This is a genomic window from Stenotrophomonas sp. AC248, from assembly GCF_979258185.1.
The window spans coordinates 1,390,514-1,406,433 of sequence record NZ_OZ409840.1 but is presented as its reverse complement, the minus strand read 5'-3'; the positions used below and the strand labels follow the sequence as shown (position 1 = coordinate 1,406,433).

Here is a 15,920-nt window from a genome sequence, read left to right as displayed (position 1 = left end):
ACTCAGTCGGCCAGGCCGCGCAGCAGGTCGTTGACGCTGGTCTTGCTGCGGGTCTTGGCGTCCACCTGCTTGACGATCACCGCGCAGTACAGCGAGTGCGAGCCGTCCTTGGACGGCAGCTGGCCGGACACCACCACGCTGTACGGCGGTACCGAGCCGTAGCTGATTTCGCCGGTGGCGCGGTTGTACACGCGCGTGCTCTGGCCCAGGAACACGCCCATGCCGATCACGCTGTGGTGGCCGACCACGAAGCCTTCCACCACTTCCGAGCGGGCGCCGATGAAGCAATGGTCTTCGATGATGGTCGGGCTGGCCTGCAGCGGCTCGAGCACGCCACCGATGCCGGCGCCGCCGGACAGGTGGCAATGCTTGCCGATCTGCGCGCACGAACCCACCGTGGCCCAGGTGTCCACCATGGTGCCTTCGCCGACGTAGGCGCCGATGTTGGTGAAGCTCGGCATCAGCACCACGTCCTTGCCGAAATACGTCCCGCGACGGGCAATCGCACCGGGCACCACGCGCACGCCGGCGCGGCGGAACTTGGCCTCGTCAAACCCGGCGAAGCGCGATTCCACCTTGTCCCAGAACGGTGCGGGACGCGCATCGACCACGGCCATGTCGTTGACGCGGAAGTACAGCAGCACCGCCTTCTTCAGCCACTCGTTGACCTTCCAGCCGCCGTGGCCATCGGGCTCGGCCACGCGGAATTCACCGGTTTCCAGGCCGTCGATGACGCGGCCGACCAGCGGCTTGGTCGAGCCTTCCAGCTCATGCAGGGTCAGCGTGGCACGGCGCTCGAAGGCGCTCTCGATGCCGAACTTCAGCTCTTCCACGCCCGGCGTGGCCGGCTTGCGCAGCGACTTGCGGGCAATGGTGGCATCGCGGCTGGCGCTGCGCTTGGCCGCGCTCTCGGCCGGGGTGGCGGCCTTGCTGGCCGGGGCCTTCTTCGCAGCGGCCTTCTTCACCGCCGGCACCTTGGCGGCGGCAACGGGCTTCTTCACGGCGGCCGGTGCGGCAGCGGTCTTCTTGGCTGCCGCGGTCTTGGCGGCAGTCTTCTTGGCGGGCTTGGTGGCCATCAGTGGGGGTCTCCGGCGTTTCGATCGGGGTCCAGGCACGCGAGCATCGCGTCGTGCAGCTGCTGCCTGGCAGATTCGGTAAGGGGGTGGTCGTGCTCATCGCTGATCACGAACATGTCTTCGGCGCGCTCGCCGAAGGTGGCGATGCGCGCGTCGTGCACGCGCAGTCGCTGGTTGCGCAGCACGAACGCCACGTCGGCCAGCAGGCCGGGGCGGTCAGGGGCGATCAGGCTGAAACGGGTGCCGGGGCTACCATCGCTGCCGTCGCGGAATTCGATGCGCGGTGCAAAGCGGAAATGCCGCAGCTGGCGCGGGATCACCCGCCGCGAGGGCCGCAGCCGGGTCAGGTCGCCGGCCAGCGCATCGCGCAGCGCGGCTTCCAGGCGTGGCGCGTCACCGTCGGCGAAGCTGTCGGCCGGGGTCACTTCGAAGGTATCGAAAATGGTGTCGACCGGGCCGTCCAGCACACGCGCACGGTGAATGCCGTAGCCCTTGCGGTCCAGCGTCATCACGATCGCGGCGAACAGGCCATCGCGGTCCGGCGACTGCACGAACACTTCCAGCGCGTGGTCGTCCGGGGTGATCCGGCGCACCTTGACCAGGGTCTGGCCGGGCTTCACCGGCACCAGTGCGGCGGCCTGCCAGGCCAGCTGCTCCGGGCGCAGGCGGATGAAACTTTCGTCGGGCATCACCGCGAACTGGCGATCGATGGTGGCGTCGTCGTAGCCGCGCTCGCGCACCAGCGCACGCACCGAATCCCGCGCTTCGGCGACCCGCTCGGCGGCCGGCATCTGGTTTTCCAGGCCGTCGCGCAGCGCGCGCCGTGCGGCGAAATACAGGTCGGCCAGCAGCCGGTCCTTCCACGCATTCCACAGCTTGGGGCTGGTGCCGGCGATGTCGGCACAGGTCAGCAGGTACAGGTAGTCCAGGCGGTCGCGGCTGCCCACCAGCGTGGCGAAACGGTGGATCACCTCCGGGTCGGAGATGTCCTGCTTCTGCGCGGTCACCGACATGCGCAGGTGCTGTTCCACCAGCCATGCCACCAATTCGGTGTCCGACGTGCTCAGCGCATGCGCCTGGCAGAACGCGCGCGCATCCACCGCGCCCAGTTCGGAGTGGTCGCCACCGCGGCCCTTGGCGATGTCATGGAACAGCCCAGCGAGCAGCAGCAGTTCGGGCTTGCGCAGGCGCGGCCACACTTCGTGGGCGATCGAGAAACGGTCGTCGGCGCGGCTGCTGGCGAACAGGCCGATGTTCCGCAGCACCATCAGCGTGTGCTGGTCCACGGTGTATACATGGAACAGGTCGAACTGCATGCGCCCGGACACCTGCGCGAAGGCTGGTACCCACTGGCCCAGCACGCCCAGCCGCGCCATCCGTGCCAGCGTATCGACCGCGCGCGGGCTGCGCAGCAGCGCCATGAACTGTTCGCGCGCCGCGACGCTGGCATCGGTGTAGGCCGGCAGCTCCGGCAGCGCTTCGGCCAGCGCACGCGCGGTGAGCGAATGCAGGCCGCGCACATCGGGGTTGTAGGCCCAGCTGGAGAACAGCGCGAACACCTGTTCGATGTCGCCCTGCGGCCAGCGCGCGTCGTTGGCGGCCAGGTAGCCGCGGCGCAGCGAGAAGCCCACGCTGACCGGCTCGGGCACCGCTTCGCCGTCGAACTGTTCCTCGAAACGCTGCAGCAGCCGGTCGCTGATCCGCCGCACCACGCTGGCGCTGCGGTAGAAGCCCTGCATCATCTTTTCCACGGCCAGGCTTTCAAGGTCATCCTCGAAGCCCAGGCGCGCGGCCAGGGTTTTCTGGTAATCGAAGCGCAGGCGTTCTTCGGGGCGGTTGGCCACCAGATGCAGGCCGAAGCGCAGCCGCGCCAGCGCGCAGCGTTCGCGCTTCAGCGCGGCCGCTTCGTCGGCGCCCAGATGGCCCAACCCGACCAGCGCTTCAAGGTCGCGCACGCCGAACGCACGCAGGGCCATCCAGCCCAGCGTATTGAGATCACGCAGCCCACCCGGGCCGTCCTTGATGTCCGGTTCCAGGTTGTCGGCGGTGTCGCCGAAGCGCTGGTGGCGGGCAAGCAGCTCTTCGCGCTTGGCCAGGAAGAATTCGCGCGGCGGCCACAGGCCGTCGGTGTTGACCGCCGCCTTCAGCGCGAGGCGTGCCGCCTCATCGGCCAGCAGCGGCCGCGACTCGATCAGCGCGGTCATCACGGTTTGATCCGCACTGGCCTCGATGCACTCGGCCGCTGAGCGCACCGCGTGGCTGACCGGCAGCCCGCAGTCCCAGAGCAGCGCGAACAGCCGCGCCAGGCTGGATTCGTGCTGGCGCTGGTGACCGGGCTCGCCGAATACCAGCAGGTCGATGTCCGAGCGCGGGAACAGTTCGCCGCGTCCGTAACCGCCCACGGCAAACAGCGCCAGGCCGCTACCGGCCGGCAGGCAACGCTGCCAGGCCAGCCGGATCAGGTGGTCGGCCGCACGCGCGCGCAACGCCAGCAGGCGCTCGATGTTGTCGCCCTGGTCGAAGCGGCGGTACAGCCGCGCGTCGGTCTGCTGCAGCGATTGCCGCGCCAGCGCCGACCATTCCAGGTCGGTGACGGACGCTGCCGGCGCGTCCAGCATCGGGCTCGCCGGCAACATGCTCAGACCTGCGATTCGCCGGGCGAGAGGGTCAGCACGTCCACGCCGGTCTCGGTGACCGCGATCATGTGCTCCCACTGTGCCGACAACTTGCGGTCCTTGGTCACCACGGTCCAGCCATCGGGCAGCACCTTGTTGTAGCGGGTGCCCTCGTTGATCATCGGTTCGATGGTGAAGGTCATGCCCGGCTGCAGCACCAGACCCTGGCCCGGGCGGCCGTAATGCACCACCTGCGGCTCATCGTGGTAGACCTTGCCGATGCCGTGGCCGCAGTACTCGCGCACCACGCTGAAACGCTCGCCTTCGGCCAGGCTCTGGATGGCATGGCCGATGTCGCCCAGGGTGGCGCCCGGCTTGACCGCACGGATGCCGGCCCACATGGCCTGGTAGGTGGTGTCGACCAGACGCTTGGCCATCGTCGACGGCGTACCGGCGTAGTACATGCGGCTGGTGTCGCCGTGCCAGCCGTCCTTGATCACGGTGACATCGATGTTGACGATGTCGCCGTCCTTGAGGACCTTGGCTTCGCTGGGAATGCCGTGGCAGATCACGTTGTTGACCGACGTGCAGACCGTCTTGGGGAAGCCACGGTAGCCGACGTTGGCCGGCGTGGCCTTCTGCACGTTGATGATGTGGTCGTGGCAGATGCGGTCCAGCTCTTCGGTCGTCACGCCGGGCTTTACATACGGGGTGACGATGTCGAGCACCTCGCTGGCCAGGCGGCCGGCGATGCGCATCAGTTCGATTTCCTGGGGGGTTTTCAGATTCACGCTCATGGCGCCCATTATCGCCGATCCGGGACCAATCTGAACGGGATCGGGTGGAACGCTGACAGCCGGGATTGGGGCTGGGCCTTGGTCAGATAGCTGAACCAGCGTGATCTGCATCGCAAAACGCGCCCCCATGCCGAAAACGGCCATCGATTTCCCCGGATCTCACGGCTCCCATACAGGGCCGAACCTATAACCGGGACAAGACCGCAGTAGAAGTCCGGCAGCATCGTGTTGTTCAGCAAGGACCGTCGTCCAAGGAGCATGCCCATGCGATTTCTCCGCACTACCGTACTCAGCCTGGCCGTCGCCAGCCTGGCCGCGCCCGCCCTGGCGGCCGATACCACCACCTTCAACGTCAAGATCATCATCACCAAGGCGTGCACGATCACCGCCGCGGCCGCCACCGACGTGGACTTCGGTTCGGCTCTGTCCACCGCTACCACCCCGTCCAACGCGCAGGGCACGATCACCGCCCAGTGCTCGGCGCTGACCCCGTATACGGTTGCCCTCAACGCAGGCGCCAATGCCGGCACGGCCAGTGACGTGACCACCCGGCGCATGAAGAACACCGACGTCAGCGTGACCGCCAACAACTTCGTCGGTTACCAGCTGTACCGCGACGCCGCGCATACCGATGTGTGGGGCGCCACCACCGGCACCAACACCGCCGCCGGCATCGGCACCGGCCTGGCACAGACGCTCAACGTCTACGGCCAGATCGCCAACCCCAGCGTCAACAACGCCGCTGCGGGCAACTACCAGGACACCATCACCGCCACCATCACCTACTGAGGGTCCGCCATGCCGATTTCCGCAGGGCGACGCCCGTGGCGGTTCGGGTACGCGGCCCTTGGCTGGCTGTGGCTGCTGATGGGGAGCGCCACCGCCGCGAGCCTGCAGGTCGCCCCTACTTCGTTGCAGCTCACACCGCGCCAGAACGCCGACGCGCTGTGGCTCACCAACAGCGGCACCGCACCGGTCCAGGTGCAGGTGCGGGTGTTCGAATGGCGCCAGGACGGCGGCCAGGACCAGCTTCTGCCCACCACCGAGCTGCAGGTGAGCCCGCCCATGCAGGCGCTGGCCGCCGGCCAGCAGCAGCTGATCCGGGTGGTGCGCAGCGACCCCGCCCCGCCCACCGCCCAACGCGCCTACCGGGTGGTGGTGGACGAACTGCCCAGCGCGGTGCCACAGGGCACCGGCATGCAGTTCGTGCTTCGCTATTCGATGCCGGTGTTCATCCAGCCCGCGGGCGAGGCCCCGCTCAAACACGCGCTGCAGGCCCGCCTGCTGCGGCTTGATGACGGGCGGCCGGCCCTGGAGGTACACAACAGCGGCAACAGCTATGCGCAACTGGCCGATATCGGCCTGGGCAGTGCGGATCGGCCGCAGATCGTGCACCCCGGCCTGCTCGGCTATGTCCTGGGCGGACAGACCATGCGCTGGCCGCTGGATGTTCCGGCGGCCCGCCTCGCAGGCGCCACGTTCTCGGCGAAGATCAATGGCGAGTCGGCCCAGACGCCGCTGCCCGTCGCGCCTGCGGCTCGCTGAGGCCTGCATGCGGATGCTGCTCACCGCGACGCTGGCACCGTGCGCGGCGATGGCGGCCGACGCGGACATCGGGGTGTCCGGCGAAGCCCTGCTGCCGCCGCCGACGCCACTGACCGCCGGGCAGACGCTGTACCTGGAGGTGACCCTCAACCAGGCGCCGCGCGGCCTGCTGCCCTTCACCGAGCTGCAGGGCCGGCTGATGGCCTCGGCCGCGACCCTGCGCCAGCTGGGCTTTTCCGCGCGGGGCGAGGAACCGGTCGCGCTGGACCTGCTCAGCGGCGTGGTGGTGCGCTACGACGCGAGCCTGCAGACGCTGGCCCTGGACGTGCCGCTGGAGCAGCTGTCGTTGCCGACCACACGGCTGGAGCGCCCGGCCGAAACCGCACCGGCAGCGGCGGCATCGCCCGGCGCGCTGCTCAACTACGACGTGTACGGCAGCCACACCGAAGGCGGCGGCAACCTCGCCCTGACCACCGAACTGCGCCTGTTCGGGCTGGGTCGCGGCGTGTTCGAATCCAGTGCACTGCTGCGCACCTACCAGGATCCGGAAGACCGCCAGTGGCGGGGGAAAGCGTGCGCCTGGATACCGCGTGGCGGCTGGATTTCCCCGATTCGGCCGTCACCCTCACGGTGGGCGACTTCTACAGCGGCTTCGTCGACTGGAGCCGCCCGGTGCGCATGGGCGGCGTGCAGATCGGGCGCAACTACGGCCTGCAACCCTATCGCGTACTGACCCCCACCCCCACCTTCCTCGGCGAGGCGGTGGTGCCCTCCAATGTGGAGCTGTATGTGGACGGCCTGCGCCAGTACAACGGCGAGGTTCCGGTCGGGCCGTTCCAGCTGGCCGCGCAACCCGGCATCAGCGGCATCGGCAACGCCCAGGTGGTCATCACCGACGCGTTCGGCCGCATGCAGACCCTGGACTTCGCGTTCTACGGCGCCCAGCAACTGCTGGCCAAGGGGTTGTCGGACTGGTCGGCCGGCGTGGGCCGGATGCGCCGCGACTACGGCATCCGCTCGTTCGGCTACGAAGCGCCGGTGATCGGCAGCGCGACCTGGCGCTACGGCGCCAGCGACAGCTTCACCGCCGAGACGCACCTGGAAGGCGGCGGCGGGGTGCTCAATGGCGGGGCCGGTGGCTGGTGGCTGCTCGGCGGCGCCGGCGTGCTCAACGCCGCCTACACGCACAGCCGCCTGGACAGTCTGCAGGGCGGCCAGTATTCGCTGGGGTACAGCTGGAACAACCGGCGCTTCAACCTCAACCTGCTCACCCGGCGCACCCATGGCGACTACCGCGACCTGGGCGCGCTGCAGAACACGCTGCCGCCGGACATCAGCGAACAGGCCACCGTGGGCCTCAACCTGGCACGCGCCGGCTCGCTCAGCGCCAGCTACCTGCGGCTGCGCTATCCCGACGGCGATGACAACCGCTATGCCAGCCTGTTCTGGTCGCGCAGCTTCGGCGAGCGCTGGTCGGCCTACCTGTCGTTCAACCAGAACCTGTCCGACAGCGACGACCGCAGCGCGTACCTGTCGGTGTCGGCCGCGCTCGGCCGCAACCGCCAGAGCAGCGTGTCGGCGCAGCGCAACGGCGAGCGCGTGACCTACGTGGCCGACGTCTCCCAACCGGTGCCAGGCGATGGCAGCCAGGGCGGATACGGCTGGCGCGTGCAGGCGCGCGGTGGCGATGACGGCGCCGGCGGGCTGGCCGAACTGGGCTGGCTCAACCAGGTAGGCCGCTACGCGCTGGGCTATTCACGGCAGGGCGATTTCGACTACGGCTATGCCAACGCCAGCGGCAGCCTGGTGTGGATGGGCGGGCACCTGTTTGCCGCGCGCGAAGTAACCGATGCGTTCGCGCTGGTCTCCACCGATGGCCACCCCGGCATTCCGGTGCGGCTGGAAAACCGCCTGATCGGCAGTACCGACCGCAACGGCCTGCTGTTGGTGACCTCGCTGCTGTCCTGGCAGCGCAACCGGCTCTCGATCGACACCCTGGACCTGCCCGCGGACATGCGCGCCGACCGCGTGGATGCCTGGGTCACTCCGCGCCAGAGCGCCGGGCTGGGCGTGGACTTCGGCCTGCGCCGCACCCTGGCCTGGAGCGTGGTGCTGCAGGATGCCGCCGGCCTGCCGCTGCCGGTGGGCAGCACCGTGCTGCTGCCCGGCGGGCGTACCGCCACGGTGGGCTACGACGGCGAGACCTACCTGGAAGACGTGGCGTTGCCGGCCGACCTGCAGGTGCAGCTGCCGGCCGGCCGCTGCAGCGTGCGGCTGGCCCCGGCCGTGGCCCCCACCTCGCCCGGCACCACGCGGATCGGCCCGCTGCGCTGCCTGCCGGTGCCCGCGCGATGAACGCCGTGCGGTTGATCGCCGTGCTGCTGGTACTGGCGCTGGCCTGCCATATCGCCCCGGCGCGTGCGGCTACCACCTGCACGGCCACCGCGCCGACCGCACTGGCGTTCGGCACCATCACCAACGGTGCCGCCACCGCGACCAACGCCGTGACCAGCTTCACCATCACCTGCACCACCGCCGCACTGAGCGTCCTCGGCAGCGCCAGCGTGCGCGCCTGCCTGAAGATCGGCACCGGCAGTACCGGCAGCACCCTGCTGCCCACCCGCAGCATGACCAACGCCAGCGCCGACCCGATGGCCTTCCAGCTGTACACCAATGCGGGGCGCACCACGGTGTGGGGCACGGTACCCGCCGGGACCCCGCCCGCTGCGGTGGTCACGCTCAGCTACGCCGTGCCGCTGCTCACCGGCGGCAGCGGCGCCCAGACCATCACCGTGTACGGGCAGGTGCCGGCCGCGCAGGTGCTGTCGGCCGGCAGCTTCGCCAGCACGTTCACCGCCGCCAACGTCAGCCTGGAATACGCGTACAACGAGAGCGTCATCGGTACCGCGCAGCCGCCGGCGCTGTGCACCACGGCCAGTGGCGTCAGCGGCCACAAGACCGCCGACAGCGCCTTCCCGTTCACCGTCAGCGCCAACGTGCTGCCCCAGTGCAGCACCTACGTCACCACGGACATGGATTTCGGCAGCAATGCCGGGGCGATCACCGCCAACCTGGACCGCACCTCCACCATCGGCCTGACCTGCATCAACCGCACCGCCTACAGCATCGGCCTGGACAACGGGCAGAGTGCGCAGGGCACCACCCGGCGCATGCGCTTCACCGCACCGGACAGCAGCGTCTACTACATTCCCTACAATCTGTACCGCGACCCGGCACGCTCTCAGCGCTGGGGCAACACCCTCAACACCGACACCCAGTCCGGCACCGGCAACGGCGCGGCGCAGACGCTGACGGTATACGGCCGGGCCCCGCCTACCACTGGCGCGATACCTGCGCAGGGCAGCTACAACGACGTGATAACCGTCACCATCACTTATTGAACTAGTCCACACATAGACTCAAGCGGGTGCGATCCCGGCCGTTAACGGTCGCATCCCCCGCCGTGCGATGTTCGATGCCCCCGCGATCGCCTTCCGTCGTCCTGGCCAGCCTGCTGGCGCTCTGTGCCGCCGCATCGCCCGCCACCGCCCGCCCCGCCGCGGGCGGCAGCGCCGGGCTGCGGATCGGGGTGCGGATCGTCGCGGACTGCAGCCGCCCCGGCACGTCCCGCGAACCGGCCTGCCGACCCGCACAGCAGCGCAGCGACGGTCGCCAGCCGGTCCCCGCCCAGGTGACGGCCCTGAGCCCGGCGCCCGCGACATCGCGCCCCGGGCAGCCGGACGTGGTCACGGTCACTTACTGATGCGACCCGCCGCGGCGCTCGTGCTCGGTGCGCTGGCGGCACTGCCTGTGCACGCCCTGGAGATCAGCCCGGTCCGCGTGTCGGTACCGGCCGGCCCGGCCCATGCCGAGCTGTGGCTGGCCAACCCCGACGGCGCAGCCTGGTCTGGCGAGGCCCGGCTGTACCGCTGGGAACAGGCGGGCGACCAGGAACGGCTGGTGCCCGCCGCGGACCTGGCGGTGAGCCCGACCCGGCTGGAGATCGCGCCGGGCCAGCGCCAGCGGGTCCGCGTGGTCCGCCTCGGCGCCGTGCCCGACGCCGTCCAGCACGGCTACCGGCTGGTGATCAGCCCGGACCCGGGCGCCGGCGTTGCACGGTACTCACTGCCGGTGTTCGTGGAGCCCGACAGGCCGGGGGTGCCGCTGCCACGGGTGCAGGTCGGCACCGATGGCAACCCCTCGGCGCCGCGCCTGCGTCTCTATAATGACGGCGACGGCCATGCCCACCTGGCAGATCTCGTCTTCGTGGACGCCCACGGGCGTCGCCACCCGCTGATCGAGGGCCTGGCCGGCTATGTGCTGCCGCGCAGTGCCCGCAGCTGGGACCTGCCGCCGCGGCCGGATGGCTACGCCGGCGGCCAGTTCCGGGCCCGGCTCAACGATGCCGCCGACGCCCCACTTCCCGCCGCGATTGCGCCCGCCCCCGGCACCGGGCTATAATCGACCGGATCCCTGCCGCCTTGGCGCGGGAATACGTCAACACCGGACGTCACCGGTGAATTCACACCTGCCGCCCATATCCGTGCCGGGGTGCTCCGCAAGGAGTTCGGTCACGGAAGCGACAGGGAAGCCAAACCCCGGAACCACCCGCCTCGCGGCGGACCGCCCTCTATTACCCGTGGCGGCCGGTTCCCTATCAGGAGTTACTGCAATGCCTCAGGTCACCATGCGTCAGATGCTGGAAGCCGGCGTCCACTTCGGCCACCAGACCCGTTACTGGAACCCCAAGATGGGCCAGTACATCTTCGGCGCCCGCGGCAAGATCCACATCATCAACCTGGAAAAGACCGTTCCGCTCTTCAATGACGCGATGAACTTCATTTCCAGCGTTGCGCAGAAGCGCGGCACCATCCTGTTCCTGGGCACCAAGCGCAGCGCCCGCGAGTCGATCCGTGAAGAAGCCGAGCGTTGCGGCATGCCCTTCATGAACCAGCGTTGGCTGGGCGGCACCCTGACCAACTTCCGTACCGTGAAGCAGTCGGTTGCCCGCCTGAAGGAACTGGAAGCCGGCGAAACCGACGGCAGCTTCGAGAAGCTGGTCAAGCACGAAGTGCTGGGCCTGCGTCGCGAGCGCGACAAGCTGGAAGCCTCGCTGGGCGGCATCAAGGACATGAACCGTCTGCCCGACGCGATCTTCGTCATCGATATCGGCCACGAAGACATCGCCATCAAGGAAGCCAAGAAGCTCGGCATCCCGGTGATCGCCGTGGTTGATACCAACTACAACCCGGAACTGGTCGACTACGCGATCCCGGGCAACGACGACGCCATCCGTGCCGTGCAGCTGTACGCCCGCGCCGCTGCCGACGCCGTGCTGGAAGGCAAGGCTGCTGCGCCGCACGCTGCCACCGTCCGCGAAGAAGAGTTCAGCGAAGCCGCTGCTGGCGAAGAAGCCAAGCCGGCCCGCCGCGCTCCGGCCAAGAAGGCTGCTGCCGCTCCGGCCGCTGAAGCTCCGGCTGCCGACGCTCCGGCGGCTGGCGAAGCCCAGGCCTGATCCAGGCCCACGGTGGGCGCCACGCGCCCACCGTTCCTGTCCGCTGCCGATGGCGCGACGACAGGACACTGTCACACGGGCCGGCCACCATGCCGGCCCAACCCCTTTCTTTCGTGAGGAAATCCCGTGGAAATCACTGCTTCCCTGGTCAAGGAACTGCGCGAGCGCACTGGCGCCGGCATGATGGAGTGCAAGAAGGCACTCGTCGAAAACGGCGGCAACATCGACGCCTCGGCCGAATGGCTGCGCAAGTCCGGCCTGGCCAAGGCCGACAAGAAGGCTGACCGCGTGGCTGCCGAAGGCATCATCGTGGCTGCACAGGACGGCAACAAGGCCGTGCTGGTGGAAGTCAACTCGGAAACCGACTTCGTCGCCAAGGACAGCAACTTCCTGGACTTCACCAAGGCTGTCGGCGCTACCGCGCTGAGCTCCGGTGCTGCCGACATCGACGCACTGAAGGCCGCCAAGCTGCCGACCGGTGAGACGATCGAAGAAGCCCGCGCCGCGGTGATTGCCAAGGTCGGCGAGAAGGTCGACGTGCGTCGCATCGTGCGTCTGGAATCGACCAACAACGTTGCTGCCTACGTGCACGGCGGCCGCATCGGCGTGCTGGTGGAACTGGCCGGCGGCGACGCCGAGCTGGCCCGTGGCCTGGCCATGCACGTGGCTGCGATGAACCCGCCGCACAACAAGGCGGCCGATGTGCCGGCCGAGTTCGTTGCGAAGGAAAAGGAAATCGAGCTGGCCAAGATGACCGACAAGGACAAGTCCAAGCCGGCCGACATCCTGGAAAAGATCATCAGCGGCAAGATCGCCAAGATCGTGAACGAAGTGACGCTGTACGGCCAGCCGTACGTGCTGGACACCAACCAGTCGGTCGAGCAGGTGCTGAAGGCTGCCGGCGCGGACGTGGTGGGCTTCAAGCGCCTGGCCGTTGGCGAAGGCATCGAGAAGGTGGTGGAAGACTACGCCGCCGAAGTGATGAAGCAGGCCGGTCTGGCCTGATCCACTACGCTGTCGCTTCGGTGATGGCGGGTTGATCTGCTTCTACGAAAAAACCCGGCTTCGGTCGGGTTTTTTTGTGGGTGTTTGTTTTTTTTCGAAGCGTGAAGCGCAGAGCGTAAAGCGCAAAGCTGGTTTCCTTGCTGTTTGCGGTTCCGTGCGGGCTGGCAGGCTTACCCCCTGCCGGGACACGCCGTGAACCCATCCCTGGGGGCTCGTGGGCGCCATCCATGGCGCCCAACGGTCCCGGCAGGGGGTAAGCCTGCCAGCCCCGACGTTGTTTCGCTAACGGATGGATGGGTAACAGCGGGGCTGTGTTTTTTGCAGTTGATTGTTCTGGTTGGGCTGTCGGTGCGGTTGGTTGGATTTGATGGTTTGGATGGTTTTTGATTTGGGGTGGGTATTGGGTGGTTTGGAGCAGCCGACCAACGGTCGGCTCTACCCCCATACCTCAATGAATCCGCCACCCAATATCCCCACCCACCCACCCGCCGGCCAAGGGCCGGCCACGAACCAACCAACAATCAACCAATCACTCGCCAGCCACCAACCCGCAGCAAACCGACACCCCACTGGCCGCCGGCTGCTGCTCTCCCAACCGCACCCGCACTCTGTCGGGGGTTGGTGCGGGTGGGTTGGCGGGACCGTTGGGCGCCATGGATGGCGCCCACGAGCCTCCAGGGATGGATTCACGGCGTGTCCCGCCAACCCACGCGCACCGACCCAGCCCCCAGCACCGCGGCGCCGCAGTTGACGTTGCAGTTGCAGCTGCAGTTGCAGTTGCAGTTGACCTTGACGTCGCCGTAAAAAAGCCGCGCGCCAGCGCACAACCATCAACCCACCCTCACCCCTTGGACTGGAACGACACTTCCTCGTACGGCTGCACCACCACCCAGCCCTCGCCGGCAAACCGCATCTGCAGGCTCTCGCCCGACCCGCGCCCCACCAGCGTGCCCAACGAAATGTCCGCCACGATCTCCGGCACCAGCGACCCCGACCAGGCCACCGTCGCGTTCGGATCGGTGAACACCGGACCCGTCTGCGCGTTCACCGGCAGTGTCATCGGCTCGTAGTGCGACGTCATTGCCACGATCCCGTGCCCGCTCAACTGAATGTTGAACAGACCGCCCGACAGCATCCCCGCCACCTTCTTCATCATCGTGATCTTCGACGCGATCCCCGTCTCGAAGGCCAGCACATCATTGCCGTTCACGAAAATCGACTCCCCCGCCAGCCGCAGCAACGTCACCTGCTTGCCCGCGTCGGCCAGGTACACCCGCCCCTGGCCCTCCACCTTCATCAACTGCAGACCCTCGCCGGTCACCATCTTCTTCAGCAGCGTGCCCAGCCCCTGCTCCAGCAGCCCCTGCCGGGTGAACTTCACCCCGCCCTTGCGGGCCACCATCGAACCGGCCTTCGCCCAGACCATCCCATCCACCCGGACCTCCAGCATGTGCGGGCTTTCCAGCTCGAACGCATCCGCGCTGACATCCTTCTCCTGGGTGGTGGACAAAAACTCCTGCAACGTCTTTACGGCCATGTCGTGCGTCATCCATGCAAAGGGAGCGCGAATGGTAGCGCCCCTCCCCCTGCGCCGGGGAATGTGTTACCAAGGGCGCGATGACCCCGCCCGCCGCGATCTGCCCGTTGGTTTTGCAGTACGTGGCGCATCGGCAAACGCAGTGCCGACGCCAATCGACCCACCAACGCAAGTATCAACGCCAAAATCTGTGACGCACTCCATGTATTCTTGCCCCAACACACCATCAGTCATGCCATGCCTCCCGAGCTGACAGCCGCCCTGGCGCTCTGCCGCAACCTGCCCTCGCCGCCCGGTATTGCCCTGCGCATCATCGAACTGGCCCAGGACCCGGAAGCGGACATCACCACCGCCGCCGACATCATCGCCATCGACATGGCGCTGAGCGCGCGCATGCTGCGCATCGCCAACTCGCCGTTGTATGCCAGCCGCCGCCGCATCGAAAACCTCGGCCAGGCGCTGACCATGCTTGGCTTGAATGCCACCGTCAGCCTCGCGCTCGGCTTCACCGTCACCCAGGGCCTCACCGCGCCCGGCGACGGCCAGGACCTGCGCGAACGTGCGTGGCGGCGCAGCATTCTCAGCGCCCTGGCCGCCAGCCTGCTGGGCCAGGCGCGCGGCCTGCGCAAGGCCGAAGAACTGATGCTGGCCGGCCTGCTGCAGGACTTGGGCATCCTGGTGCTGGCCCAGGCCCAGCCGGACACCTACCTGCCGCTGCTGCGCCAGGCCGCGGACAACGACGCGCTGGTCGCGCTTGAGCGCGAACACCTGCAGTGCACCCATGCCGACGTCGGCGCCCTGATGGCCGAGCAGTGGGACCTGCCGCGCTACCTGGTGGACAGCATCGCCCGCAGCGAATCGCCTGCCGCGGCCGAAGACAACTTCCAGACCTGCGTGGCCCTGTCCGGTGCCGTCGCCGATATCTGGCTCAGCGCCGACGCCGACGCCGCGCGCGAGCACGCCCTGCACCTGGTCCACGAAACGTTGCAGCTGGACAGTGCCCAGTTCGACCAGGTGCTGGCCCGCATCAGCGACGCCCTGCCCGACATCAGCGCCCTGTTCGAGACGCCGTTGCTGTCGCCCTCGCGCGTGCAGCAGCTGATCGACCACGCCCAGGAACTGGCGACCCTGCGCAACCTGCGCGAAATGCAGGATGCCGCCCAGGCCCGCCAGCGCGCCGACGAGTTCGAAGCGCGCGCCAACCGGTTGGCCGAACAGGCCCACCGCGACGCACTGACCGGCGTGCTCAACCGGCGCCAGCTGGAGGCGGTGCTGGAACAGGAATTCCTGCGTGCCACCCGTCACGGCTGGCCCCTGTCGGTGGCCTTCATCGACCTGGATGACTTCAAGAAGATCAACGACGCCCACGGCCACCTGATGGGCGACCAGGTACTGCGCGTGTTCGCCGGCAAGCTGCAGGAGCAGCTGCGCACCAGCGATACCGTGGCCCGCTTCGGCGGCGAGGAATTCATCGCGCTGCTGCCCAACACCACCGAACTGGTTGCACTGGAGGTGGTCCGCCGGGTGCTGGCCAACATCGTCAATACGCCGATGGCCGAGGTGCCCGACGGCCCCCTGTTCGTGACCTTCTCGGCCGGCGTCGCCACCCAGGGCGGCTACGAGCGTTTCGCCGATGTTCAGGACCTGCTGAAGGCCGCCGACGATGTGCTCTACCGGTCCAAGAACCTGGGCCGCAACCGTGTCATCGCGCGCTCTCCGGGAACGGCGCCGGCGTGAACCGGACGCCCCTACCCGCGAGGGACGGGCCCCGGGCCTGCGCCGCAGCGCAGCAAAATAAACGCACGGGCAGAGCCGGCTTCCAGTAGAATT

The 15,920-nt window shown here is 68.2% G+C and carries 11 protein-coding genes and 1 pseudogene; 8 read left to right on the top strand and 4 right to left on the bottom strand.

The genetic code is table 11. From position 1 onward, the window contains the following. Positions 1–2 precede the first annotated feature (2 nt). From dapD to map, 3 genes are read right to left on the bottom strand one after another with little or no spacing between them, the layout of a single operon-like run. Positions 3–1,076 carry a 2,3,4,5-tetrahydropyridine-2,6-dicarboxylate N-succinyltransferase gene (dapD, locus tag ACZ0AE_RS06415; RefSeq protein WP_137189005.1) on the bottom strand — a complete coding sequence of 358 codons (1,074 nt, stop codon included), beginning with the start codon at positions 1,074–1,076 and terminating at the stop codon, positions 3–5. Then, the gene (locus ACZ0AE_RS06410; RefSeq protein ID WP_463602069.1) at positions 1,076–3,694 is read right to left on the bottom strand and encodes a [protein-PII] uridylyltransferase; all 2,619 of its coding nucleotides are present in this window, start codon (positions 3,692–3,694) and stop codon (positions 1,076–1,078) included. Before ACZ0AE_RS06410 ends, dapD begins: the two co-directional genes overlap by 1 nt. A 20-nt stretch (positions 3,695–3,714) precedes the next feature. Further along, positions 3,715–4,488, bottom strand: coding sequence for a type I methionyl aminopeptidase (gene map / locus ACZ0AE_RS06405; RefSeq protein WP_038692380.1), 774 nt, complete (start codon positions 4,486–4,488; stop codon positions 3,715–3,717). A 264-nt stretch (positions 4,489–4,752) separates the two neighbouring features. Here map and ACZ0AE_RS06400 point away from each other — a divergent pair, with 264 nt between their 5' ends. From ACZ0AE_RS06400 to tsf, 7 genes and pseudogenes are all read left to right on the top strand, one after another. After that, a complete protein-coding gene (locus ACZ0AE_RS06400) occupies positions 4,753–5,277 on the top strand; it encodes a Csu type fimbrial protein (RefSeq protein WP_463600654.1) in 525 nt (174 codons plus the stop codon). A 9-nt stretch (positions 5,278–5,286) separates the two neighbouring features. After that, positions 5,287–6,033, top strand: coding sequence for a fimbrial biogenesis chaperone (locus ACZ0AE_RS06395; protein ID WP_463600653.1), 747 nt, complete (start codon positions 5,287–5,289; stop codon positions 6,031–6,033). Between the two features lie 7 nt (positions 6,034–6,040). Further along, positions 6,041–8,388 (top strand): annotated as a pseudogene (locus tag ACZ0AE_RS06390) (fimbria/pilus outer membrane usher protein). Then, entirely contained in the window at positions 8,385–9,434 is a 1,050-nt protein-coding gene (locus ACZ0AE_RS06385; protein ID WP_463600652.1) for a Csu type fimbrial protein, read from the top strand. The pseudogene ACZ0AE_RS06390 and the gene ACZ0AE_RS06385 overlap by 4 nt, the downstream one beginning before the upstream one ends. Positions 9,435–9,795: 361 nt before the next feature. Further along, the gene (locus ACZ0AE_RS06380; RefSeq protein ID WP_463600651.1) at positions 9,796–10,494 is read left to right on the top strand and encodes a fimbrial biogenesis chaperone; all 699 of its coding nucleotides are present in this window, start codon (positions 9,796–9,798) and stop codon (positions 10,492–10,494) included. 211 nt (positions 10,495–10,705) lie between these two features. After that, complete coding sequence (gene rpsB, locus ACZ0AE_RS06375; protein ID WP_038689452.1) at positions 10,706–11,548, top strand: 30S ribosomal protein S2; 843 nt, start codon at positions 10,706–10,708, stop codon at positions 11,546–11,548. 126 nt (positions 11,549–11,674) lie between these two features. Beyond that, entirely contained in the window at positions 11,675–12,553 is an 879-nt protein-coding gene (tsf, locus tag ACZ0AE_RS06370; RefSeq protein ID WP_038689454.1) for a translation elongation factor Ts, read from the top strand. 841 nt (positions 12,554–13,394) lie between these two features. On the opposite strand, the gene ACZ0AE_RS06365 is transcribed toward tsf, so the two are convergent. Beyond that, on the bottom strand, positions 13,395–14,090 hold the full coding sequence (locus tag ACZ0AE_RS06365; RefSeq protein ID WP_038692384.1) for an AIM24 family protein: 696 nt from the start codon (positions 14,088–14,090) through the stop codon (positions 13,395–13,397). Between the two features lie 237 nt (positions 14,091–14,327). Here ACZ0AE_RS06365 and ACZ0AE_RS06360 point away from each other — a divergent pair, with 237 nt between their 5' ends. Then, complete coding sequence (locus ACZ0AE_RS06360) at positions 14,328–15,827, top strand: GGDEF domain-containing protein (RefSeq protein ID WP_038689457.1); 1,500 nt, start codon at positions 14,328–14,330, stop codon at positions 15,825–15,827. Positions 15,828–15,920: the final 93 nt, after the last annotated feature.